The organism is Ectobacillus ponti (genome assembly GCF_024294785.1).
GTDB classification, from domain to species: Bacteria; Bacillota; Bacilli; order Bacillales; family Bacillaceae_G; genus Ectobacillus; species Ectobacillus ponti.
In genome coordinates this window covers 39879-64453 of the sequence record NZ_JANCLT010000014.1, presented here as the reverse complement: position 1 = coordinate 64453, position 24575 = coordinate 39879, and the positions used below count along the sequence as shown (strand labels likewise).

The window sequence follows — 24575 nt, the reverse complement described above, 5'->3', positions numbered from 1 at the left end:
GCTTGCAGCAGCCGCTCTGATGACCAGAGCGGCTGCCCCTCATTCAGTCTTTACGCCGCACTTGCTTTTGAAAATAGATAAAAATTGGCAGCGGAATGATAATCCATCCGAGGGACTTGATAATGCCATTAATGGCGCCGTCCTTTGTTCTCTGTATTTCAGCCTTCACCATGGCATCGTAGGATTGGCGCAGTTCTTCCTGAGACACGGCTCCCCCTTCTTTCACTGCCCGTTCCCCGGTGTTGAGTTTGTACTGCTCAAAGGATTCATAATACGGACGCGGAGACACATAATCTGCGGCAGACATAAATACACCGACAGACCCGCCGATTGACATCATTAACGTGGCAAATAAAACGAGATAATAATACAGGCTTTTCATCGTCATATCCGTTTCCCCTCCCGCCGGGTTGGCTGATTCCTTCTGCCTGGCCAATACAAACATTCCGCAGCCAATCACAAACAAACCCAAGATGATAAGCAACAGCATGCTCATCAAAAATAACCGCCTCCTTGCCCCTAAACAAAAAGCGCGGGTAATCATCGCCGCGCCGTTTCGTTTTGGAGACATTGATGCCCACATATTTCTTCTACTATTATATCATGTTTCCAGATTATGTTTCTATGTATTTCCGCCCGGAAAGATGCTCGTGTATATGATGCTTCTGTATTTTGTATTGCAGCGTCTGCCTCGGAATATCCAATATGGCTGCTGCCTGCTGTACATTGCCGCCCGTTTGCAGCAGCGCGTCTTGTATTATCCTTCTTTCCGTCTCCTGCAAGGCTATACGCAACGGCTGCAGCGCAGCAGATGGGGTATACGTGTTTTGCTGCCGCAGAGGCAGCGGCAAATGCTCGATCAACAGCACAGGGCCATCTGCCATAATCATGGCATGCTCAATCGTATGACGAAGCTCCCGTACATTGCCTGGCCAGTTATAGTCATGCAGCAGCTTCCTGACATTTGCCTCGACCATGTGAACCTGCTTCTGCAGCTGCCTGTTGAACAGCTCCATAAAATGGTCGGTCAACAGCACAATATCGTCCCGCCGCTCCCGCAACGGCGGGATGTACAAGGAAAGTACATTAAGACGATAGTATAGATCCGGCCGCAGCATACCCTTGGACACACAATCCAGCGGCGCTTCATTCATGGCGGTGATGACGCGCACATCCACCATCCGCGTCCGCTGGTCACCGATGCGCCGGACAATCCCATCCTCGAGCACCCGCAGCAGCTTCGCCTGCAGTTCAAGCGGCATGGAATTCAGTTCATCCAAAAACAGCGTGCCGCCATCAGCCAGTTCAAACAGCCCTGGCCGGTCCACCGCACCCGTATAGCTGCCCTTTGCCGTCCCGAACAATAAGCTTTCCAGCAGGGATTCCGGCAAGGCCGCGCAATTTTGGGCAATAAACGGCTGCCTGCCGCGCAGAGACAAATGATGAATCGCTTGTACGAACAGCTCTTTTCCTGTTCCTGTTTCTCCATATACAAGAACAGGAGAAGGGATGGCCGCTGCTTTTTCCGCATAACGCTTCACCTCAAGCAGAACAGGATCATTTGTCAGGATATCCTCCAGCACATAGCTCCTGCCGCGCTTTTTCGTGGTCCCCTTTTGTGAAATTTGTGCCTGCAGCTCCAGCAGCCGTTCACTTAAATGCTTCACTGTTGAATAGTTTTTTGCAATCTCTACTGCACCGACAAGCTCCCGGCCAATCATAATGGGGATTGTCGTATTAATGGTATCAATATATAATCCATTCAGATTCTGATAGCGCTGTGCTTTTCGGACAATGGGCCGCCTGGTCCGCAGTACCTGCAGCAGCGTACTCGTTTCTTCTGTCAACGAGGGGAATGCCTTCAGTACATGCTTTCCGAGAACATCGGCCACTGCCAGGCCATCCAAGCCTGCCGCCACCTCGTTATAGAAGACGGTGATCCCGCTGTGGTCCACTGCATGAATTGCCTCATCAATACTATTTAGAATCGCCATTATCATTTCCTGCGTCTGCACCGTCATCTCCACCACTTCCTTCCTGGCCGCCCATTCAACTACTGTGATAAGTCCTTTGCCCATACGTTCATATCCTCCAGCTTGTCGAAAATATAACAGTTATTCACAAGCCTTCCTGTATACGTGTAGCCAAGCTGGCGAAAAGCAGCATTCATTCCGTAAGACAGGGCTCTGGCAATGGTATAGGCACAATAGATGCCATCTGTGCGCAGGTCTTCCTCCAGCTGAACCAGCAGCTCTTTCACCAGCCCGTAAGCGCGATGCTCCTCAAGCGTCGCGCAATTTGTCAGCTCCGCATTTCTCTGGAACGGGTCCACCTCAGCCGAGGCAGCGCTGACAATTTGGCCGTTCTGCTCATACACATAATACAGGGTTCCCTCATCCATGGTGGCCCACACATACTCTTGCTGGTTTAAGGGAGTCGGATACACCTGAAATACCTTTCCATACAGCTCCGCCAAGCGCGGGGCATCCTCATGGCCGGCCTTTCGCAGCCGATAGGCGGCAGGCACATGCTTCCGCTTCAGCACATCATTTCCTAGAATAGAAGATAGGATTGTTTCCTCCTGCATCCAGACCATACTGTTCCGCCGCTCGGCACTCCGGTATTTGGTGACAAGGCAGGCGGTTCCACCCTGAAAATATCCCGGAATGACTGCCTCCAACGTGTATCCATGCTGCAGACAGGCAGACAAATGCTCATGCCTTGCTTTTACAATTAGTTTCGTATAGTGATAGCGTTCCGCCAGTTCCTCTGTTTCCTGCAAAACAGCAGACAAATTGCCTGTGTACAGGTCCACTCGAATTCTTTCATTAAAATGGTCCAGCACAGCTTCCATCCTGAAGTCTCTTCCCTGTACCTGCAACGGCTCATAATACTTATTTGCCCCCATGTTCTTCCTCCAGATGAACGCCGCACCAATCCAGCAGGGTGCACGCGATAATCTCAGCCGCCAGCAGCAGCTTTTCAATCTCAATGTATTCATCAGGATAGTGCGCCACCTTTGTCTCGCCCGGCCCAAACACAATCATAGGAATATTCGCAATCTGGGTGAATAAACCGCCGTCTGTCCCCCACGGGGCCGCTTCCATAATGGGCTCCTGTGCCGCCACCAGTTGGAAATTCCGCCGCAGCATTTGTACAAGCTCATGTTCCGCTTCAATAGAGCCTGGGACCCATCTCGCGCCAAACCACTCCACCTCCACAGGATGTGCGGCAAACCATTCATCCTGCAGGGATAAAGCTTGCAGCCACTCCATGAACTCCTGTTGGGCATCTTCCATTCTTTCGTGCGGCGCCACGCCAAACCGTCCTTCCAATATGACAAGGTCAGCTACAGAGGAAGGCCATGTCCCGCCTTGTATGGTTCCGACATTGATCGGGATCGGGATGGGAATTCCAGCATATAACGGGTCCATTATCCTGCTGTTGCGCAGCTGTTCCAGATCCCGGATATGCTCCAGCACCAGCATGCTTTTTTCAATGGCGCTGACTCCTTCGTACCGTGTCCCGCCATGCGCGACCCGTCCCTTCACCTTCGCCCGGAACCACATGGAGCCCTGCTGTTTCACAAACAGCTTCATATTTGTCGGCTCGGGAATGATCACGCCATCGGCCTTATAGCCGCGCAGAATGGCCGACAGAGTGCCGGCCCCGCCGCTTTCTTCTTCTATTACACTTTGAAAATAAACATCTCCCTTGAGAGAAATCCCACTGTGCCGAATCGCTTCTAGCGCCAGCAGGAGGGCCGTATTGCCGCCCTTCATATCAGTTGTGCCGCGTCCATACACTCGGCCGTTTTCAACTTTTCCCCCGTACGGATCCTGTGTCCATTGCTTCCGTTCCCCTTCAGGGACCACATCAATGTGGCCGTTTACAATCATCGACCGGCCGCCGCCAACGCCGCGCAGAATACCGACAACATTCGGGCTTCCGTGAAAATCCGGCCGGGCTGAGATAAAATACGGGTGGTGCTCCAGTTCTTCCCGTGCCGGCTCCCATACATCCACTTCCAGGTTCATATCCTGTAATTGTTCGATGACAATTTGCTGGGCCCGCTTCTCTGCCCCGGATACGCTGCGCTCCGCTGTCAGTCGCTGCAGCAGGGCAACCGCTTCACGTTCGTGGGTTCGTATATACTGCCGGATGGTTTGCTTGTATGCCTCCATGCTTCTCCTCCTTACAGGATAGTGGTCAGCCTGCTGCTGATTTGCAGCTTGGCCCCGGTCTGAGCCGACACCTGTTCCGCTGTGAACGGGTGCATAACTTCCTGAAGCAGCAATCCTTCAGCTGTGACTTCCATGACGCCCATTTCTGTGATGATCAGATTGACGCACCGCTTTGAGGTGAGCGGCAGTGTACAGTTTTCCACAATTTTCGGGCTACCATTTTTATCTGTATGATTCATGACAACAATGACGCGTTTTGCCTTTTGCGCAAGATCCATGGCTCCGCCGATGCCGGGCACCCGTTTGCCGGGGACAATCCAATTGGCCAAATCTCCGGCCGCACTGACCTGCAATGCTCCCAGTACAGTCAAATCCAACAGCCCCTTACGGATCATGGCAAAGGCAAGGGCGCTGTCGCAATAGCTGCCGCCCTGCAGCAGGGTGACCGGGAAGCCGCCGGCATTGCAGAGGTTTTCATCCTCATGTCCCTTGGCCGGGCTTGGCCCCATGCCCAAAATTCCGTTTTCCGCATGGAACATAACCCGCAAATCCGCCGGCAGGTAGTCTGGGATAAGCGAGGGAATGCCAATTCCAAGGTTGACAATCATGCCAGTTTGAATTTCCTGGGCGGCACGCTTGGCGATGCGCTGCCGCACTTCTACTCCCATGCCCATGTCCAGTCCACTCCCTTCGACGGTACGATATAATCAACAAAGATGCCGGGCACCGCAATTCCCTCAGGATCCAGCCCGCCAAGCGGGACAATCTCCTCCGCCTCTACAATTGTTATGTCACCGGCCATGGCCATAAGCGGATTCATATTGCGGGCGCTCTTGTCAAACACAAGATTGCCAAAGGCATCAGCTTGTTTGGCAAACACAAGGCTGATTTCAGCCGTCAAAGCTTCTTCTACCAGATAATCCTTGCCGCCCACCTGCACCCGCTGCTTGCCGCCGTCAATGATGCTGTCCAGGCCCACATCCAGCAGGATGCCGCCCAAGCCGGCACCGCCTGCACGAATCCGTTCAGCCAATGTGCCCTGGGGTGAAAACTCGACCTGCAGTTGCCCCTCTGTCATCAGCTTGCCGGCAAAGGGATTGGAGCCAATATGCGAGGTGACCAAGGAGCGGATCCGGCCTTGCCTGACAAGCCGGCCGACGCCGATATCGGGAAATCCCGTATCGTTGCTGATCAGGTGAAGCTCCGTCGCGCCGGATTCCAGCAGCGCCCGCAATAAGGAAGGGGGAGACCCGACTCCCCCGAATCCCCCGACCATCAGTGTCATGCCGCTGCGGAAATGGGTTTGAATTTGCTGTATGTCTGTTATTTTACTATATGGATTTCGTACTTTGTTACTTTCCTTGTTTGCCCGCAATATACTCCGCCTCCAATTCCAGAATGCTTTCCTGCAGAATTTCCAGCAGCTCATCCATCTCATCCTTTGTAATGGTAAGCGGCGGGGCAATCAGCAATGCGGTTTCATCGCGTCCGCTGCGGCCCGCTACAGCAGGGTACAGCAGCAGCCCTTTATCGGCAGCGATCTGCAGCAAACGTGCCGATGGAATGCTGTAGAGCTCCATGCCAAGCAGCAGCCCTTTGCCTCTCACATCGGCGATGATATGGCTGTTTTGCTGGATACTCTGAAGCTTCTCCAGCAGGTAGGCACCCTTTTGCGCTGCCTCCTGCACAAGGCCATGCTTCTCAATGTATTCCAAAACGGCCAGTGAAACGGCTGCTGAAAGCGGGTTGGCGCTGAAGGTATGCCCGCTCATCACAGAACGGGATCCGTTAATAATCGGCTCCATCACCCGGTCGCTCGCCATTGTCGCTGCCATTGGCGTGTAGCCGGCCGTCATGCCCTTTCCAAGTGCCACAATATCAGGCTGCACCCCCCAATGCTCCATTGCAAACATGGCTCCCGTGCGCCCCAGGCCTGTCATGACCTCATCGGCAATAAACAGGATATCATGGGCATCGCAAATGCTGCGGATCTGCTCATAATACCCGTCAGGCGGCGTAATGGCTCCACCAGCCGCCCCGATAATCGGCTCGGCGATAAAGGCCGCGATATGATCCGCACCGACTTTTTCAATGACACGCTCCAATTCGTGGGCGCATGCAACGCCGCAGGAAGGATAGGACGAGTGAAATGGGCAACGATAGCAATATGGCGGGGACACAGACGGATAATCCTCGAGCAGCGGCACGAAACGCTGCCGGCGAAGCGGGTGTCCGGACATGGAGAGCGCCCCGATGGTAATGCCATGATAACTCATCCAACGCGAAAGAATCTTTTGTTTTCCCTTTTTCCCTTTTTCCTGATAATGCTGAATGGCCAGCTTCATGGCTGTTTCGGTTGCTTCCGTACCGCTGTTGACAAAGAATGTCCAATTCATGTCGCCTGGCGCCAAATCCGCGAGCTTGCGGGCCAGGTTTTCGGCTGCTTCACTTGTGAACTGTGACCGGTAAACAAAGGCAACCTGCTCTGCCTGTTTTGTCATGGCTGCAATGATTTCCGGCACTCCGTGGCCGATTCCGGCTGTGATGGCGCCCGATGAGCCATCAATGTATCTTTTTCCTGCTTTATCATAGAGATAAACTCCTTTTCCGTGCGATATAACCGGATAGGAGTGGCCGACGAGCGGTTTGATCAGATGTTCTCTGGCCACATGGATTCCCCTTTCCTATAAAAGGTGTATAGTAAAGGATATTGCTTATATTCGTTCGGGAGTACAAACTTCCTTTTTTTAGCAACAAATTCTTCCTTGTTTTAGTTTGTGTTTTCAAAAAATTTATTTACGGTGAGTGAAATTAAGTGTTTATGTGATAAAAAACGGCGTATGACGCATGCCGTTTTTTTATCTACAGAACCTATAGACCAGATGAGATTGCTCAGCGGTTGTGCTGATTCAGGAAGGCCAGCACCGCTTTTGACATTTCTTTCGCTTCTCTCGACGCCGCATTGTCTCCTAAAAGTGTATTTACCTCACTGTGGGACAACGATCCGATCTTATCATATACGTCAATTTCGTTTCCTTGTTTTTGGGCGGTTTCCGCCAGCTGCTGGTAGACCGGATTTTTCCGGCGTGTGGCAATGAATATCGGTGCCCTTTGGGCATTGCTGCGCAAATACGTAATTGGCGATGCCTGCTTCAAATCTGCTTCCTTATCGCCAAAGACCTCCTTGTATGTAGGCAGCATCCGCACAAAGGACACAAGGTCCAAGGGCCCGTCCAGGACAACAAGCGAATGAATGGCATCTGCCGGCAGCCCAGCCTGCTGCAGATATACGGGATTCGCCGCGAGAAGTCCGGCCAAATGTCCGCCGGCTGAATGCCCCATCATATTGATGCGTGTCTGGTCCATGCCATATTGGTCGGCGTTTTCATACACCCACTTGATGACAGTTGCCGCGTCCTGCACCATCTCTTCATAGGAGGCATCGGGATGCAGCCTATAGTTTGCCGAAATAAAAACATACCCGTTTCCGGTAAAGAACGCCGGCTTGGCAGACACATTCTGCTTGCTGCCGCCGCCCCAGCCGCCACCGTGCAGATGAATGACCACAGGCATTCGTTCTGTCCGCTTCTCCGGCAGGTACAAGTCCAGCTTTTGCTTGCCTGATGCCCTGCCGTAAGCAAGGTCTTCCTGCTTCACATAGTGAACAGCTTGATTCACGGATTTCACTTCTTCCTGTCCGCGCAGCATCCAGACGGCCGTGCCGATGCAAAGCGCCAAAAGCGCCAGCAAGGTCATGGTTTTTCGCTTCACAACACTTCCACTCCTCTGTCTGAAATCGTGCTCCTGCTCCTCATTATAAAGGTTGTGCCGACAAATACCAAAAAAAGGAGCGCATACACGCTCCTCCTCCCTTATCCGCCAAAACGGGCAAATGCCACGATTCCTTCTTCTTCATCCACATGCAGCTGCAACCGGGCTGCGAACGGATCTTTGCCCCATTCTTGATCAATCCACATACGCAGCGCCTCCATCATGTTTGCCTGCACGAGAATTTGCCTGCGTTCTCCGGCGAACACTTCCGCTGAGTAGCCATACTCGTCATCATACATCAGCTCGACTGCCACCTCATACGGCGAAACCTGCCGCTTGCCAGCTATATATAGGCAAATCGCATTGACAATTTGCTGCTCTGTCATTTTTATGCTCTCCATGCCGTTTCACGCTCCCGCTTCTTTTTGTGCTTGTAATGCTTGTACACAGCCCGTCCCATCATGACAATCCCGATGAGAAGCAGGGTGTTGCACACAAACGCCAAGATTGGCGCCAGCGGGCCGAAGCCGGTGAACAGTCCCATCAGCAAGCCGCCCAACAGAAGGCCTTTAAAGAAGCTGCCGGCACTGCTTTTTTTCTTAGCCGGCTGCACCGCAGGCTTTGATTCCGGTGCTGTCTTCTTTGCCTGTACAGTGGAATCCTGCTGTTTATTTACGGTCTGGCCAGAGCTTGGACTGAAAGACTTGCGCCCTGATTTGTATCCTTTCGCATCCACATCGGCCGCCAAGCTGAAGGCAGTAAACATAAAAGTTAGCGCTGTGACAAAAGCCACCCATTTTTTCAACATGCTGTTCCCCTCTTCACTGTAAGTTCATAGATTTGTCCCCACTAAAGCTATCATTCTATCCAATCTAATAGTAGGTTCTCTTGAACTTATTATATGAACTAAATTTTGAAAAAGCAAGAAAAATGTTGCCGGCATACAACGGCGCATTGACTTTCTCCGAAGAGCAACATATGATAGGTTCATTAGAACTCAAATGGATGGTGAAGGCATGCAAACCTTTCAATTAACTCGAAAAGAGATGGCAGACCTGCTGCTCTCACTGAAGGGCTGGAGCGATAAAAAGCCGTTGGCCGTTTTACAGGGAGCATGGATGAAGCAGCATCATGCGGATGTTGCGAGCGGAGAAACAGCAGCCGCTTTAACGGCAACTGCTCTTCCGCCGATTTTTGAAAAGATTATGAAATCCACGCATACAGATATGGGCTTCTCTTTAAATGAGATTGTGGCGCTCGGCAACCAGGTTGAGAACACCGCATTTTCCGTCACAGCCGTGCAAAATTGGGTCAAACGCGATATTAAAGATATCATCGGCTCCCCGCAGCGCGGCAAGAAATACTCCATTGAGCAAACCGCTCTCTTATTTATGGTGGAGGATTTGAAAACAGCGCTGGATTTTGAATCCATCCGCAAGCTGCTGCAGCTGATCGTCAATGACCCATCGACAACCCACGATGATTTGATCAGCCCGGTCCGGCTGTACGCTTGTTATTCCTTCCTGTTTGAGGAAGTAAATCAAAACGGCCCGGCTTATATTACACAGGCAGATACAGTCCAGTCCATTGAAACGGTTGTAAAAGCAAAAGCGGCAGAGCTTGCGGCAACCTTCACGGAAGCCAACGACGACCAACGGGAAGCCATCCGCAACGCGATCATCATTGCCGCGCTTTCCGTCCATACCTCCTACTTCCAGATGCTGGCGCGCCGCTACGTTTCTGCAACCTTGTTCCTGCAAAATCTGCATGTGTAATAAGGAGGCATATATGACAAAAGTCGCCATTGTCACGGGTGCCAACAGCGGATTTGGCCTGCTGACTGCCGTAGAGCTTGCAAAGCGCGGCTTTCATGTAGTCGCCGCCATGCGCGCGCCTGCCAAGCAGGATCATTTGATGGCGGCGGCAGCTGCCGCCGGTGTGCAGCTGCTGCTTCAGGTAGAACAGCTGGATGTTACCGAAGAAGAATCTGTTGCCCGCTTTTCCTCTATTCTGCCGGAGTTGGGCCGGGTGGATGTGCTGGTGAATAACGCCGGCTACGCCGTTGGCGGATTTGCAGAAGAAGTTATGCTCGCCGAATACCGCCAGCAATTTGAGACGAATGTATTTGGTGTGATTGCAATGACGCAAGCTGTTCTCCCCTTCATGCGGCGGCAGCGGAGCGGCACCATTGTGAATGTCAGCAGCATCAGCGGATTAACCGGCTTTCCCGGTCTTTCCCCTTATGTTGCCTCCAAGCATGCATTGGAGGGCTGGAGCGAGTGCCTGCGGCTGGAGGTCAAGCCGTTTGGTGTTCAGGTTGCTCTTGTGGAGCCTGGATCCTACCAAACGAACATTTGGACATCCGGCAAACAGGTGGCTGCCGCTTCCCTGCAGCCTGCTTCTCCCTACTATGAATCTATGAACAAGATCGAGGCCCATCTTGACCGCGGCCGCTCTTCCTTCGGCAACCCGCTCGAGGTCGCACTGAAGATTGCCGATTTGGCAACAGCAAAGCGCACATCCTTACGCAACCCGATTGGAAGCGGACTGCAATTGTTCCTGTTCGCGAAAGCGCTGCTCCCTTGGTCCTGGTGGGAGCGGCTTGTGCTGAGTCGTCTGAAGTAGAGGAAATAATAGGGGCCACATCACGAAACGGAAAAAATCGTACGTTAACAAAAAATGACCATTGTACCAGGAATTCTGGTCGTCATAATGTTGGTGTATTCTTCAACTTCAACTAACGCACTATTTAGTTGAAGTGAGTCTATTCACAAGCCTTTTATAAAACAAGCCATTTCCATAAGGAAACGGCTTGTTTATTGTTAAATCTTTAATTTTTCGGTTTTTGTTTTCTCTTTTCGAGGTCCTGACGCATGCCCATCAAGTTAACAATTTGGAACCACCCCAAAACGAAGATTTAGGACAATTTACTCGATTTTATCGTTTTGGAGCATTGTATTTCTGTTAAGTTGATAGCTATGTGGCGGAACCCCATACAGAACAAAATAAGCAAAACCTTGGTAAGCCACGCCGTGGAGTTTCGCCTCTCTGAGTTCATCTCCCCGGATCTTCTCATTTTATAATCCCAAATTTAATCATGCTATTTAACGAATCAAGAATAGCTTCTTCGTTATTTGCAATTGGTTCCCCACCCAAAACTTTTTTTGCTTTTGTATTACTCACATTGCGGTTCATCCTTAACAATAGAGATGCCTCTTTTGCTTGTTTATTAAATAAGGCTGCTAAATAAATGACCCAACTAGGCAAAGTTTTTGTAGATACTTTTTTCGCTATGTCAGGTTGTTTATTTTTTAGCAATGCTGCTATTTCAGGCATTGATATTTGACCATCTGCCGATGCTATGAAGCGTTGTCCATTTGCATTAGGATTTGTCATTGCACGAATGTGTAGATCAGCCACGTCCCGAACATCAACAATATTTAAAGAAACATTGGGAACAGCTTTCATAGTGCCGTCTAATAAATGTTGTAAAATCCCAAAACTCCCTGAGATGTGAGCACTTAAAGAAGATCCCAAAATAGCAACAGGGTTGATGGTTGTAAATTCCAGATTGCCGCCTTCTCTCTGAATGAAATCCCAAGCGGCGCGTTCCGCCAATAGTTTTGATTTTTCATAAACCGATAACCCTTTTTCATTTGGGTCTGTCCAATCTGCCTCCGTTGTTACATGATTCGAATCTTTTTTGCTAAATCCAACCGCACCGAAATTGGAAGTCATGACAACACGTTTCACATTTGCATTTCGGGCAGCTTTTAGCACACGAATGATTCCCTCCACTGCGGGGAGCATCGCTTCATTTTCATTTTTTGGTATTTCAAAAAAGACAGGCGATGCCACGCTTAATACGTAATTACAATCTTTCATGGCCGATTGTTAAAAGAAAATAATGACGATTGTTCAGCTAAACTGCCTGTTTTTGACACAACGAACTGAATGATTTGTCAGAATAAAATATACCCTAAAATGTGTTAGACGGCTTATTGTATCATGAGTCTGAGTTGCAAATTAAGGAGCATTACACTGATACGGCAGGCTTTACTGACCATGTATTCCTATGTGGAACGTGGCGCATTCAGACCGCTTCGTTCAGATAAATAACCATTCATAAAAAATACAGCCAGCCCACATAATACACGATTTTTTCGTTACGGTACGTGAAACATAAATTCGTCTGAAGCAATACGGAAAAGCCACACCCTAAGGGATGTGGCTTTCAGCAATTTATTTGACAAATTTCTTTTCCAAATGATTTTCCTTCGTCAGCTGCCCGCGTGTCACGCCGAGCTGGTTCGTCGCCTTCAGGGCGCGCCATACGCTCGTGCCTGTCCGCTTGCCTTCCAGCGCCTCGCGATACAGCTTTAATACCTCCTGCACCTTCGCACCGCTTTCCTCAAGGAACTCCACACGATAATGGCGGACGCCATGGTTCAGGAAATGCGGCAGGTATTCCGCGCCGGACTGGTCAATCGCATTGTATACGGTATTGCGGCAGCCAACGTCCACGCGCACAGGGTGTGACATGCCGATCCGGTCCTGCAGGGAAATGCGGTGCTCTTCGCAAGGGCGGCCGCAGTTTGTAAAATCAGTGCCTTCGCTGAGGAACGTGCAATAGACGCAGTGTTCTGTATGGAACATCGGCAGGTGCTGGTGGATGACAAGTTCCATATTCTCTGTGTCCGCCATTCCCAGCATATCCATCATCTGTTGAATGTTCAAATCGTAGGACGGCGTCACCCGGTCCAGCCCGCGCTGCAGGAACAAATCCACCGCCTTGTGATTGGCAATGTTCAAGGAGAAGTCTCCAATCAGCGGAATGTCCAACTGCTGTGCTGTATAGTACTGCACGGCCCCTAAACTTCTTACCAAAATAGCATCCGGGTTGGCACGTACAATCCCATTCAGGATACCGTTCTCACCCGGCATGTGAATGCGTGGCGTTGCCAGCGCAATGCGCTTGCCGAGCTCATGTGCGAGCTTCACGGCCTTTGGATAATCTGTTGTAAATTCAAAATCAGCATAGATATAATCCACGTCTGTTTTTCCGGCTGCTTCAATCTGCTCCAGCGTGCGGCAAAGCGCAATGAGATTTGGTTCATCTGTCTTTGCATGCTGCTTTCGGACACCTGCTTTTGGTGCATGCTTCGTATATTGCCGCGGCGCCTGACGCAGTGCGAGCAGCTGTTCTGCCGCGTCCCGGCGCATCCGGTTCAATTCCTTGACAGGTACAATGACATCGCCGGCAAAGTCAGTCTGCACATTGGCCAGTTCAAATACCGTGCCGCCCAAACGGCCCCACTGCTCAAACAGATATTCTGCAGTCAACGGGCGCTTCTGCGCTTCCTGCAGCAGCTCTTCCGACTCGATTGTCACCATGTTGCCTGTTGCTTCATCGCGCCATACGGATACAAGCGGCTTGCCTGCCTTGCCATATGCCTGGATCGTCACCGGGAACAGCTTGTAGGCTTGCTCAGCTTCAAAGGTTTTGCGCAGGCGGCTTGCCAGCTCCTGGTCGCTTGTTTTCCAAATCTTATCGCCGACGTGCACCTTTGTCAGATTCACATCATGGCGGCCCGGCACGATTTCAACGATGCCCTGCTGCACTTCGCCTTCCACCTTTTGTCCGCGCTTGCGCAGGTCATATACGCGTCCGCCCTCTTCCTTTGTCTCCGGGCGTCCCGCATCAAACACAATTCCGTCGCCGCGCTTGAGCGGTGCTTCCAGTTCGCACACGACCGCATCCTTCATCACCTGTTTCACAGTACCGAGATATACGCCCCGGCTTTTCGGGAAGGTGCCGTCAAGCAGTTCTTTATTGTTTGTTCCCCGCAAAAAACCGTAGGTGAAGCCACGGCTGAAGCTTTGCTGCAATTCGCGTATCTCTTCCTTCGACGGGGTGTATTCTCTCCCAGCCAAATACTCATCAATGGCTTTGCGATACTTGCTCACCACGTTCGCCACATACTCAGGAGACTTCAAACGGCCTTCAATCTTAAAGGTGGAAACACCCGCTTCAATCAGCTCCGGCACGAGTTCGATGGCCGCCAGGTCCTTTGGCGATAACACATATGCGATATTGCCCATTTCCTTTCTTTCACCGTCGACCATCAGGTCATACGGCAGACGGCAGGCTTGCGCACATTCCCCTCGGTTTGCCGATCTTCCGCCGAATACTTCCGACGTCAGACACTGGCCCGAATAGGACACGCAAAGCGCGCCGTGCACGAATACCTCAAGCGGAGTGTCTGTTTTATCAGCAATGGTTTGGATCTGCTTCAAGTTGTTCTCACGCCCCAGCACTACAACCTCCAGGTCATATGGGTCCAAGAATGCCACCGCTTCCGGAGACGTGACGGTCATCTGTGTAGAGCCATGAATCGGGAAGTCCGGGGAAATCTCGCGGATCAGCTGCACAAGTCCCATATCCTGCACGATCAGGGCATCCACGCCTGCATCCATGCATGCTTCCACCAGGGAACGCGCATCTTCCATTTCATCTTCAAACACTAAAATATTAAACGTGACATAGCCCTTCACGTTATACTTGTGCAAATATTTCATCACTTCCGGCAACTCTTGCATCGTGAAGTTTTTTGCTCTGACGCGGGCATTAAATTTTTCCACTCCAAAGAACACGGAGTCCGCCCCGTTAGCCACCGCAGCGCGCAAGCACTCCCAGTTGCCGACAGGCGCCAATAATTCCACTGTATGTTTGCCCTTCAACTCTCTCAATCCTTCCAAAATAAACTCATGCACTTAATATTACTTCATAACCACTTCGTTTACAAATGCCTTTGCATAGCAATTGCAGGAATTGCATAAACTAACGGTTCTTTTATTACGGTAAGTGAAATCATAAAGCGTAAAAAAGAAAAAACCGGCTCTTCGCCGGCATCCCCAGCTATATTTGAATGAAATCCCTGGCATTCTCTGCTTGAATCCGCTTCGTCAGTACGTTCACCTCTTCCCGCAGCATGTCCCGCACCTCCCGCTCCGCTTCCCGCAAGTCCCGGCGGCATTGCTCCAAAAGCCGTTCTATTTCCTTCAGCATTTCCGTCCGATTCATTTCCATTCCCCCTCTTTTTCTATCAAACATATGAGAGAGTGCTAGAAGATATACCGGATCAGCAAAAAAGATGAAAAGGATGCTGCAGCCGCTGAAAACTGGTGCAGTACAGCAAAAGCGGAGCCGGCCGGCTCCGCTGACATTATTTGCGTTCGTTTAAAAAGAACAACGCCAATGTGCCAGGTCCGGCATGGGCGCCGACCGCGGCACCAATCGTATGGATGACAAACGTTTGGCAGCCAAACCGTTCCGCAAGCATATGCCGAAGCTCCTCCGCGCTCTCCAAGTCATCCCCGTGGCTGATGCCTATTGTTTGCGCAGCAATGTTTGTGCCCCGCTCCTCCACCAGCTCCAAGATGCGCTGCAGCACCTTCTTTCTGCCGCGCAGCTTTTCAAGCGGAACAAGCTTGCCGTCCTCCACGTGCAGAACAGGCTTAATGTTCAGCAGCCCGCCGACAAAGCCGGCCACCTTGCTGATACGTCCGCCCCTTACAAGGTACTGCAAATCCGCCACTGTGAAAATGTGCTCCATTTGTCTTGCTGTCACAGCTGCCCGTTCCGCAATTTCCCCGGCAGAGGCACCGTTTGCCGCCAGCTTGGCCGCTTCCAGCACAACAAGCCCCTGTCCCAGGGAAGCGCACTTTGTATCCACGATATGCAATTCAAAGTCCGGATACTGCTCCAGTACATCCTCCTTGACCAACAGGGAAGACTGATAGGTCCCCGAAAGCTCAGAAGAGAATGCCAAATAGACGCACGGCGCCCCTTTTTCCGCACACGAGGCAAATGCAGCATATGTCGCTTCATAAGCTGGCAGCGACGTCTTATACACCGCTCCCTCCCGCATGCGCTGCAGCAGCTGCTCCGGCTGCAGGGTGCCACCGTCCGTGTATTCTGTTTCCTCTTCGTATACCCGCAACGGAATGACTTCAATTCCGTATGTATGTGTCATATCTTTTGCCAAATCCGCGGCACTATCTGTTATGATGGCAACCGTCATACGTATCCCGCCCTTACTATATTTGTGTATGCTTCTTCAATAAGCGCTTTTCCATTATAGCGTCAACCCCGCTGTTTGTGAATGCTCCAGCCAGCCCCGCTCCCGCAGCAATTCCCCCAGCTCTGCAAACTTCTCCAGCCGCTCCTCCCTGGAAAACCCGGCATTGGCCCCGCTTGTGGATGGAATGAGAAACACCTCGGCCCCTTCCCATGCCTCCGTTTCAAAATACCGCTTTTCCTGCAATCCCAATGGAACGCTCCCTTTTAGCAAACCTGTCGCGTAACGAAAGGCCGTTACGCCGTTAAAGCAGACAAATCGCGGCTGATAGGTCTGCACCAGCCCGACAAACTGTTCTCTGCCCGCTTCAAAGTCTTTGGCGGTTAAGTCGCCGGATGAACGTGTCGGCCGGGCCACCAGATCTGTGATGCCATAGCCGTATTCGAGAAGTTCTGCCGTCTCCTCGGGAAGCAGCTGCCGCGGCGTCAAGCCCCCTTCATATAAACCGCGCCAAAATAAATTAGCCGGATTTGCATAATGATAGCCCTTTATGGCGGAAATGCGCCCAGGATTGATCCCGCAAAATAATACCTTCAATCCGCGCCGGATATAGGTCGGCAGTCCCCGTTGCTCAAATTCTTCCACGCCTTGTCCCCCTCATGCTCCGCACATCGTATACAAAAAGTGTTGCCATCCTGGACAATCCCATTCAGAAATCCTCCTGTACAATACACCTCCGTTCCGCACGCATGGCACGTCCCAACCAGTTCCCTCATCGGCTCACTCCCTTCTGTATATATATTTCGGCTTGTCTGCCATATTTCCTATTTCCCAGGCAAGCGCAAAATGTGACAGCTTTACCAACAGAAAAGCCGCTGCTTCCGACGAAAGAGCGGCTTTTCCGATAAAAACCTACAACGATTCCGGTTGTTATACACGCAGGAAATCCGCACGCCATTTCTGTACGGCACGCTTCACTTCGTCCGGCTTCAAGCCCTCAGCCGCCGCACGCTCACACAGGGCGGGAAATTCCTCGTCACCCGCAAAGCGCAGGGCTATGATTTGCTCCATTGTCAAACGCGCATCCAGCTGCTTGCCTGTCAACATGTAATGCCGGAAATTTTCCTCCGCGCGGACAACACGGTCCTGCACCTTCATGGCGTACAGACGGACGAGCGCAAAGGTGACAAATAAGCCGAGCATGCCAGTAAGCATACATACCGCCAGCACAATATTTTCCCCGTGCAGAATGGCCAAGATTAGATTTACCATTGCCGCAATCGTTGTTCCCAACACCAGCAGCGAGCCGACAAAATGGTATGGCGGGTGCACACGCACGTGGTTGCTGTAGTTTTGTTCCTTCATTATTTTCCCTCTCTTTCCGTAACCGCCTTATTATACCGGCATGCAAGCAGACTGCCCACTCATTTGCCTACAGGCCAATCTTCACCCACAGCTTCCCGTTTTGAATCCGAAATTCCTGAATGGTTCCGATCGGCACACGCTCCACCTGCTCCCAAGCATTCAAATCCACAATGACCAATCCGTCCTCATAGGACACCTCCGGCTGCTTCGTAAACAGCTTCTTCTTCAGCCAGCTGTAATTCAGCGGCTTCATCTGCTGGATTTGAAAATACAGCAATCGCTGCTCCGCCCGGACCGGCCGGATTTCCACCTCAAAATACACCTGCAGCCCAAGCTTCGTTGTCAGCCCGCTTACGGTCACCGTCTCTTCTCCGATGGCTATATCGACATGATGAATCCCGCTCTCCCGCTGGCGGCGGAAGGCCCAGAGAAGCATATCAGCAGTGATGGGAATGGAAATTCCGGCTTTGCCGAGCCTGCTGCGTGCCTTCGCCAGCAACTGTCCCTGGTGCAGGGCGGCGGCCTGCTCCTTCAGCTTCCGGAGAAACCTCTTCATGTTGCATCCCTCCCATAGCCTCTGCCTCAATGTATGCCGCTGTAAGGGGATGTATACTGAAGCTTGCATCCCGGCGGCAGATTCGCTAAAGTGAAGAGAGGCTAATTGAGGAGGAATACATACATGCACGTACGCGTTTACCAGCCAAAAGAAGAAGCACTGCAAGAGGTGCACCGCATTATTGAGGAAGAAGGACAGAACCCGACAGACGAGTTGCTCGGGGCACAGTACACTCTCGTGTTTGAAACAGATGAAATGAATGTGCCAAACGCCTTTGCAGACGAGGATGTGCTGCTGGATTCTGTAGAAGCGATGGTCAATCTGTCCCAGCAGAAGCTGCGTCCCCTGGGCCGCTATGATGTCATCGACTTGTCTCATAAAGGACAGCGCAGGCAAATCCTGATGTTTGAGGACGGCGAATACGAAGTTATTGAGGTGTAACTAAAAAAAGAAGGCGAGTGCCTTCTTTTTTTATGTCTTCTGCCTCCGCCTGCGCCAAATCAGCAAGGCGGACAACAAGATGGCCGCGCCCGCCAGCGTCATGCCGATACATACAGTGCCGTAATCGGCACCATGGCCAAAAATGTACATATACTAAACACCCAAACATTCATCCAGTCAACTAATCATGCAAGCGATGCCCAGCTGTCTTTAGGCCTCGCTCATGACCTTCACCCGGATGCTTTTCACGCCCCAGTCCATCATTCTGCCTTTATCCGAAATAAATACATCAATCCGGTTTCCTTTGATGGCACTGCCCGTATCCAAAGCCTTGGCGTAGCCGTACCCTTCCACCCATACCGTACTGCCCAATGGAATGATAGAGGGGTCAACAGCGATGACCTTCGCATGTGGATTGTCCGTCAAGCTGAATCCTGTTCTCGTTACCACCTTGCCATTATAGGTCCCGCCATTTTCAGCCGGATCAGCTGAATACGCGGTTGCTTTCATTTGAATAGTTTTTGCTGCGGTTGCCAGCCCTGCCTCATCAGGAGCCACAATCCCGCTTGTAACAAGCTTTTGGTTGGCAGCTTCCAGACTTTGCTTTGTCTGCTCGAGCTCCTGCTCCTTCTGCTGCACAAGCTGCTTGCGCTGCTCCAGCGCCGCCTCAAGACTCTCCCTTTGCTCCTTCAGCAGCTGTGTCTGCGCGTACAGCTTCTTCTTCTCCTGCAGCAGCTTTGTATGCGCCGTCTGCTTGTCTTCGTATCTATGCTTTATGTCTGCTGCCATGGCCCACATGCCACATACAGCAAGCAATGCAGTAATTGTACTTGCAATCAACCATTTTTTTATATTCATCACAGTCACCATCCTGTTTTGGTTTTTGTAATGCCAATGTATACAAGGATAGTGACTGTAATGATTGCCATCAAGAAAAGTAACGGAACCGTTGTCCAACTGTAAATGAAGATACAATTCTGTAATATAAAACCACTCCATTCACCAAAAATGCAGCGCACCTTCCTGCTGTCCCTTTTACATGGAGGGCTTATGCTGTACGTTCCCATCCACAAAACGTATAATATATGTATAACCTTTGTAGAATAGGAGAATGTGATATGGCTTTGCCTTATGGTCTCGCTTTAACTGATGATAAATATCAATCTATTCTGCTTCTTCCTTTGGGCCGAAAAAACAAATCCGTTCGCTCCTTTGGCCATAAGCAGATGCGGGGAATGCTGGCGCGGCTGGACAGTGCAGTCGGAGAGGTGCTGCTGCAGATGCCGGAGGCTGAATTGGCCGCTTACTCCGCTTTTACCGGCGGCCGCCTTCCTGTGCCGGTAACCAGGGAAGAAGAGCTGGCGTCCTTTCTTTGGAAACCCGATGCTTTTTTGTGGAAATCCTTCAGCCTCCAACGCGGGGTTCCGCAAAAGCAAGAACAATTTTACACGAAGGAGCTGCTCCATCTTTCTAAGCAGGAGCTGCTGCTGCATGTCCAAACCGTAATTCAAGATTACGTACTATGCGCCCATATTTCCAAGCGCTCACCAGAGAAGTTTCTAAGTCATATCCGGGAGCTCCACAGCCGGCACCCATTAATCCAGCTGTATCGGGCACATGAGAGCGAGCTGGTTGCCTTGTCCTCTCTGCAAAAGGCATCCTTCCTCTTTGCCATGAAGCCGCAGGAGCGTGTGGCCTTTTGGCGGGAGCGCCGGGACGTCATGATGCGTCCGTTTCATGACGTGCCGCTGGACCTGCAGCAGCTGCAGCTGGAAGATATGAAAATAGAATTCCAGTACCCTTACGTGAAATTACAATTTTCAAAGCCGCAAATTACCCTGCTGTACCAGCCGTTTCAGGAGTATCTCACCTTTGTACAAGAGATTAATGTGCCGCTTGCCGAAAAGCGGGTGCGCTCTGTCATTGCCCTGTTTCGGGAGCTGCTGCAGGAAAACGATTGGCTGAAAAAAAGGTTGGGGCATATCCGGAGCCGGCAGCAGTACTTGCAGGAGCATACGGCTGCCGTCCAAGAGCTGCGTGCTTTGGGAAGAGAGGCCTGCGAGAGGGGCAGGGAAATGCCACTGCCTTTGCTGCACATGGTTGAACAGTTGGAGCAAGCTGTTGTCCCCTCTTTGGACAACGGAAACCAGCTCGTACAGCTGTCACAGGTCCATTTGCCTGATATTACGCTGCTGACACGCTGGGACAGCTTTGCGGTCTCCTTTGAAGCAGAATGGGAGAAGCTTCCGCAGACAAGGGACGCTCTCCGGCGCTTGGCATCACAGCCCATGCAGATTCCTTTATCCTGTGATTCTCGCACAGCGGCTGCCATTCTTGCTTTTCTTGCAGCGGCCTCCCCTGCTCTGACTTCTCTGCTGTCTGTCCTGCAAGGAAGGGCTTCCCGGATGAACCGGCTGCATGGATATACAGACCAGCAGGCTTTCGGCTGCCTGCAGGACTGGAATGAAAAACAACAGCTTGATTTGGTGAAGGAGCTGGGGCAGCAAAACCTTGCCATCAAGCGGGGCGGCCGTGTAGAACTGACAGAGAAAGGAATACAGTATCTCGGACAACTGCAAGACAGCGTGTGAAAGCATGCTGTCTTCTTTGCTGCTGTTACATACATAACGAACACAAATTTCATTTTTCATTCACAATGGCAGTATGATACACTATGAAAGACTGAAAATAAGAAACATATTGAATAGTAGAAAGAACGTATGGAGGTTGTAATGACATGCAAATTCAGCTTTCAAAGCGCATGGAGGCCTTTCAGCCATCCATTTTCAGCGAGTTGGCGGCCTACAAGCAACAAAAAATCACTTCCGGACATCATATGATCGATTTAAGCATTGGAAGCCCGGATCTGCCGCCGCCTCCATTTGTCATGGCCGCTTTAGCACAGTCTGCATCTGAAGAGCGGAGCTACGGCTATACCTTATCGGGAACGGCGGAGTTCCATGAGGCTGTCGCCTTTTACTATGAACAGCAGCAGGGCGTGGCATTGGATACAAAGCATGAAATTCTTATGCTGATGGGATCACAGGACGGACTGGTCCATCTCCCCATGGCATTCGCGGATCCGGGTGATCTCATCCTGGTGCCGGATCCGGGCTATACGGCTTATGCGACGGGGATTGCCATGGCTGGCGCGGAGCCTTATTTCATGCCGCTCCGGAAGGAAAACGGCTTCCTGCCGGACTTGGACGCCATTCCGGCAGATATTGCCGACAAGGCGAAGCTCATGATTCTCAGCTTCCCGGGCAACCCGGTGCCGGCCATGGCAACGGAAGCCTTTTTTGCCGAGGTGGTCGCTTTTGCCAAAAAGCATCATATCATCGTGCTGCACGATTTTGCTTACTCTGAGCTGTATTATGACGGCAACAAGCCGCTGAGCTTCCTGTCAGTGCCCGGCGCAAAAGAAGTGGGTGCCGAAATGAACTCCCTCTCCAAAAGCTTCAACCTGGCAGGATGCCGCATCGGTTATTTGGTCGGCAATCCGGCAATCGTGAAGGCCGTAGGACAAATGAAATCTAATTTGGATTACGGTGTTTTCCTGCCCATTCAAAAGGCAGCGGCGCTGGCTCTCCGGGAGGGTGCCCAGTTCAGCGAGGAAAGCAGACGCACCTACCAAAGCAGACGCGATTTGTTTGTTGATGGACTGGCCGCTCTTGGCTGGCAGGTCGACAAGCCGGCCGGCAGCATGTTCGTCTGGGCCGAGGTGCCGCAGGGCTGGACCTCCACCGCGTTCGCCTACGCGCTCATGGACCGTGCCCATGTCGTAGTCACACCAGGTGTTGCGTTTGGCCCGGCTGGAGAAGGCTATGTACGCATGGCGCTTGTGCAGGACGAGACCGGCATCTCCCGTGTGCTGGAGAACCTGAAAAACAGCGGCATTTTCGCCACAGAAACACAAGAATGCCTGTAACAGGAGGGTGCCTTCGCGCACCCTCCTGTTTGTTATTCCCGTTCAATCGTCAGCCCTTCCACATGCCGGCGCTCCATCGCCCGGTCCTTCTTGCGGTTCTCCTTTGTCTCAAAGATCACGTCAAAATCATAATCTGCTGGATACAGATCCGCTGCTGCGATATACAGCTTCATGCGCTTATGGTTATACGTGCGTTTTTCCCCTTTGACCTGTACCACATAATCGCCCCGCTCATCCGGGCCGGTATACACAATGCCAAACTCCCCTGTCTGGATGATTTGGACATTATCCCCTTGCGAAAAGAGCGCCGCCGGCTTCTCTGCCCGCACCGCTTGTTTTTCACGCTTGGCATACCGGTTGACGGCCAACTGCTTCTCCAGTTCGCGGCGTTCTGCCGCATCTCCTGCAAACGGATATGATTTTTCCTCCCGGTATGTGATACTGTGGGCGCGCTCAATAATTTTTGGATGCATGCCGAGCCGCAGCGCAATCGCAAATGCCTGGCTTTCTCCGCCGCTTCCAATGATGAGCCGGTGCGTCGGCTGCAGCGTAGCCACATCAAATTCCATAGAGCCGTTAATAAAGCCTTCATGCGCCTCCGCAAAGTCTTTAATTTCGCTGTAATGCGTGGTTGCCAGCAGCGTGGCGCCTTTGTCATACAGCTCTGTCAAAATGGCCGTCGCCAAGCCCATTCCTTCCTTCGGATCGGTGCCGGAGCCCAGTTCATCGAGCAGCACAAGACTGCGGTCATTGGTTGTTTTTAAAATTTCGACGATATTGGTGATTCGTGAGCTGAAGGTACTCAAATTCTGATCCATGCTCTGTCCGTCGCCGATGTCAAGCAGCACGTGCTGGAATATACTGAGATGGCTGTCCGGAGCCGCTGGCACATGCAGGCCGGATTGCATCATCAGCGTCAGAAGCCCGACTGTTTTGATTGCAACTGTTTTTCCGCCGGTGTTCGGTCCGGTGATGACAAGCGCATGACGGCCGTGCCCCAGCTCGAGATGGAGCGGAACGGCTTTGCTCCCGAGCAGCGGATGCCGCGCCTCCTTGAGCAAGATATGATGGGATTCGTTCACCTCTACACTGCAGCCGCCAATTGCCAGGCTGTGCTTCGCTTTGGCAAACAAAGCATCATAGTGCACCATCGTTTCCACCGCCAGACGAAGCTGATCCTCATGTGCTTCTACAAGCCCGGTCAGATAGCCGAGGATACGCTGCACCTCTATTTCTTCCTCCACCTGCAGCAAAACCAGCTGCTCCTGGGCGCGGGCGATTTCCTCCGGCTCCACATACACCGTGGAGCCGGATGCGGAAACATCCAGCACCGCTCCTTTAATCTTGCCTTTATAATCCTTTTTGACCGGGATCACATAGCGCCCATCGCGCTGGCTGACGATTCCCTCCTGCAAATACGGCTTATACTTGCTTGATTTCAGTATTTGGTTCAGCTTCTCCTTCAGCCGTTCCTCCTGAATGCGCACCTGCTTGCGGATTTTCTCAAGCTCCCTGCTGGCGTAGTCATCCACTGCTCCGTTACGGATGCAGCGGAAAATTTCAGCAGCAAGCTCCGGCAGATCTTCCAAGGCGTATACATAGGCAGACACACGGGACGCCGCATATTCCTTCTCCTTCATAAACCGCTTCAGCCGGCGGCAGCAATCCAAAAAGTCATGTAAGCCCGCCAGTTGGCCAGCCCGCAGCGCCATGCCTTTGTTCAAGAGACCGAGCAGCCCCTGCATGCCGGCCAGCCCATGAATGGGGACACTGCTGCTGATGGCAAGAATTCGTTTGGCTTCTGTCACTTCCTCCAGCCAGGCACGAATTTGCTTGACATGCACGGACGGCTGCAGCTGCCGTACCGCTTGCTTTCCTTCCTCCGTCACCGCATAGTGGGCGACATCTTCCTTGATTCGTTCCAATTCCAGCACATGAAGTGTTTGCTGATGCAATGCTTCTTCCTCCCTTATTTTCACATACAAAAAGCCGCCATGAACACATCGTTCATGGCGGCTATAAGCAATACGCAGACAGATTGCTGCGCATTTGTCCATATACAAAAAAAAAGCGTGCACTATGCACAGCCCCTATAGACAAGAATGCTCTATATGCTATGATCGTTTGTTCTTAACAACGCATCCTTCAGGCATAGTGAAATAAACCTTCTTGAAACCTACATTTTCAAGAGGCGCTTGAAGTGATACATCCGTATGAAATTACGGTTAGTCAAGAACAACACCTAACAT

Annotated in this window: 24 protein-coding genes and 2 pseudogenes; 6 read left to right on the top strand and 20 right to left on the bottom strand. The window is 51.6% G+C overall.

Annotation, left to right across the window (positions count from 1 at the left end):
- Positions 1 to 43: 43 nt before the first annotated feature.
- The 10 genes from NK662_RS19800 to NK662_RS19755 form a co-directional block, all read right to left on the bottom strand.
- Complete coding sequence (locus tag NK662_RS19800; RefSeq protein ID WP_254760688.1) at positions 44 to 496, bottom strand: hypothetical protein; 453 nt, start codon at positions 494 to 496, stop codon at positions 44 to 46.
- Between the two features lie 118 nt (positions 497 to 614).
- Positions 615 to 2021 (bottom strand): sigma-54 interaction domain-containing protein, encoded by a 1407-nt coding sequence (locus tag NK662_RS19795; RefSeq protein ID WP_306470935.1) that lies wholly within the window; start codon positions 2019 to 2021, stop codon positions 615 to 617.
- Positions 2022 to 2053: 32 nt separating this feature from the next.
- The gene (gene ablB / locus NK662_RS19790) at positions 2054 to 2908 is read right to left on the bottom strand and encodes a putative beta-lysine N-acetyltransferase (RefSeq protein ID WP_254760686.1); all 855 of its coding nucleotides are present in this window, start codon (positions 2906 to 2908) and stop codon (positions 2054 to 2056) included.
- Complete coding sequence (locus tag NK662_RS19785; protein WP_254760685.1) at positions 2895 to 4184, bottom strand: peptidase; 1290 nt, start codon at positions 4182 to 4184, stop codon at positions 2895 to 2897. The genes ablB and NK662_RS19785 overlap by 14 nt, the downstream gene beginning before the upstream one ends.
- 11 nt (positions 4185 to 4195) lie before the next feature.
- The gene (locus NK662_RS19780) at positions 4196 to 4858 is read right to left on the bottom strand and encodes a 3-oxoacid CoA-transferase subunit B (RefSeq protein ID WP_254760684.1); all 663 of its coding nucleotides are present in this window, start codon (positions 4856 to 4858) and stop codon (positions 4196 to 4198) included.
- Positions 4843 to 5511 (bottom strand): CoA transferase subunit A, encoded by a 669-nt coding sequence (locus NK662_RS19775; protein ID WP_368736083.1) that lies wholly within the window; start codon positions 5509 to 5511, stop codon positions 4843 to 4845. Before NK662_RS19775 ends, NK662_RS19780 begins: the two co-directional genes overlap by 16 nt.
- Before the next feature lie 25 nt (positions 5512 to 5536).
- Positions 5537 to 6853 carry an aspartate aminotransferase family protein gene (locus NK662_RS19770; RefSeq protein ID WP_254760683.1) on the bottom strand — a complete coding sequence of 439 codons (1317 nt, stop codon included), beginning with the start codon at positions 6851 to 6853 and terminating at the stop codon, positions 5537 to 5539.
- 223 nt (positions 6854 to 7076) lie between these two features.
- Positions 7077 to 7955, bottom strand: a complete 879-nt coding sequence (locus NK662_RS19765; RefSeq protein WP_254760682.1) for an alpha/beta hydrolase — start codon at positions 7953 to 7955, stop codon at positions 7077 to 7079.
- A 101-nt stretch (positions 7956 to 8056) separates the two neighbouring features.
- Entirely contained in the window at positions 8057 to 8356 is a 300-nt protein-coding gene (locus NK662_RS19760; RefSeq protein WP_254760681.1) for a YxcD family protein, read from the bottom strand.
- On the bottom strand, positions 8344 to 8763 hold the full coding sequence (locus tag NK662_RS19755) for a hypothetical protein (RefSeq protein ID WP_254760680.1): 420 nt from the start codon (positions 8761 to 8763) through the stop codon (positions 8344 to 8346). The genes NK662_RS19760 and NK662_RS19755 overlap by 13 nt, the downstream gene beginning before the upstream one ends.
- A 208-nt stretch (positions 8764 to 8971) precedes the next feature.
- Between NK662_RS19755 and NK662_RS19750 the strand changes: the two genes are divergently transcribed.
- Positions 8972 to 9730 (top strand): DUF1836 domain-containing protein, encoded by a 759-nt coding sequence (locus NK662_RS19750; RefSeq protein ID WP_254760679.1) that lies wholly within the window; start codon positions 8972 to 8974, stop codon positions 9728 to 9730.
- A gap of 13 nt (positions 9731 to 9743) precedes the next feature.
- Entirely contained in the window at positions 9744 to 10580 is an 837-nt protein-coding gene (locus NK662_RS19745) for an oxidoreductase (RefSeq protein ID WP_254760678.1), read from the top strand.
- A gap of 447 nt (positions 10581 to 11027) precedes the next feature.
- Here NK662_RS19745 and NK662_RS19740 read toward each other — a convergent pair.
- Positions 11028 to 11843 (bottom strand): annotated as a pseudogene (locus tag NK662_RS19740) (NAD-dependent epimerase/dehydratase family protein); the annotation flags it as partial.
- A gap of 98 nt (positions 11844 to 11941) precedes the next feature.
- Between NK662_RS19740 and NK662_RS19735 the strand changes: the two are divergent.
- Positions 11942 to 12028, top strand: a pseudogene (locus NK662_RS19735) (Tn3 family transposase); the annotation flags it as partial.
- 169 nt (positions 12029 to 12197) lie between these two features.
- Here the strand turns inward: NK662_RS19735 and NK662_RS19730 are convergent.
- The 6 genes from NK662_RS19730 to NK662_RS19700 all read right to left on the bottom strand — a co-directional run bounded on the left by NK662_RS19730 (position 12198) and on the right by NK662_RS19700 (position 17957).
- Positions 12198 to 14705, bottom strand: coding sequence for a U32 family peptidase (locus NK662_RS19730; RefSeq protein WP_254760727.1), 2508 nt, complete (start codon positions 14703 to 14705; stop codon positions 12198 to 12200).
- Between the two features lie 169 nt (positions 14706 to 14874).
- On the bottom strand, positions 14875 to 15039 hold the full coding sequence (locus NK662_RS19725; protein WP_254760676.1) for a hypothetical protein: 165 nt from the start codon (positions 15037 to 15039) through the stop codon (positions 14875 to 14877).
- Positions 15040 to 15181: 142 nt separating this feature from the next.
- A complete protein-coding gene (locus NK662_RS19720) occupies positions 15182 to 16039 on the bottom strand; it encodes a DegV family protein (protein ID WP_254760675.1) in 858 nt (285 codons plus the stop codon).
- A 54-nt stretch (positions 16040 to 16093) separates the two neighbouring features.
- Positions 16094 to 16681, bottom strand: coding sequence for a mismatch-specific DNA-glycosylase (locus NK662_RS19715; RefSeq protein WP_254760674.1), 588 nt, complete (start codon positions 16679 to 16681; stop codon positions 16094 to 16096).
- A gap of 285 nt (positions 16682 to 16966) precedes the next feature.
- A complete protein-coding gene (locus NK662_RS19705) occupies positions 16967 to 17401 on the bottom strand; it encodes a DUF6526 family protein (protein ID WP_254760672.1) in 435 nt (144 codons plus the stop codon).
- A gap of 67 nt (positions 17402 to 17468) precedes the next feature.
- Positions 17469 to 17957: a hypothetical protein gene (locus NK662_RS19700; RefSeq protein ID WP_254760671.1), complete on the bottom strand. Its 489-nt coding sequence runs from the start codon at positions 17955 to 17957 to the stop codon at positions 17469 to 17471.
- 123 nt (positions 17958 to 18080) lie between these two features.
- Between NK662_RS19700 and NK662_RS19695 the strand changes: the two genes are divergently transcribed.
- On the top strand, positions 18081 to 18398 hold the full coding sequence (locus NK662_RS19695; protein WP_254760670.1) for a hypothetical protein: 318 nt from the start codon (positions 18081 to 18083) through the stop codon (positions 18396 to 18398).
- Between the two features lie 30 nt (positions 18399 to 18428).
- On the opposite strand, the gene NK662_RS19690 is transcribed toward NK662_RS19695, so the two are convergent.
- On the bottom strand, positions 18429 to 18548 hold the full coding sequence (locus tag NK662_RS19690) for an LPXTG cell wall anchor domain-containing protein (RefSeq protein WP_254760669.1): 120 nt from the start codon (positions 18546 to 18548) through the stop codon (positions 18429 to 18431).
- Positions 18549 to 18608: 60 nt separating this feature from the next.
- Positions 18609 to 19256, bottom strand: a complete 648-nt coding sequence (locus NK662_RS19685; protein ID WP_254760668.1) for a 3D domain-containing protein — start codon at positions 19254 to 19256, stop codon at positions 18609 to 18611.
- Between the two features lie 260 nt (positions 19257 to 19516).
- Between NK662_RS19685 and NK662_RS19680 the strand changes: the two genes are divergently transcribed.
- Both NK662_RS19680 and NK662_RS19675 read left to right on the top strand, forming a co-directional pair.
- The gene (locus NK662_RS19680; RefSeq protein WP_254760667.1) at positions 19517 to 20989 is read left to right on the top strand and encodes an RQC-minor-2 family DNA-binding protein; all 1473 of its coding nucleotides are present in this window, start codon (positions 19517 to 19519) and stop codon (positions 20987 to 20989) included.
- 146 nt (positions 20990 to 21135) lie between these two features.
- Positions 21136 to 22326, top strand: a complete 1191-nt coding sequence (locus NK662_RS19675; RefSeq protein WP_254760666.1) for an LL-diaminopimelate aminotransferase — start codon at positions 21136 to 21138, stop codon at positions 22324 to 22326.
- Between the two features lie 32 nt (positions 22327 to 22358).
- On the opposite strand, the gene NK662_RS19670 is transcribed toward NK662_RS19675, so the two are convergent.
- On the bottom strand, positions 22359 to 24281 hold the full coding sequence (locus NK662_RS19670) for an endonuclease MutS2 (protein ID WP_254760665.1): 1923 nt from the start codon (positions 24279 to 24281) through the stop codon (positions 22359 to 22361).
- Positions 24282 to 24575: the final 294 nt, after the last annotated feature.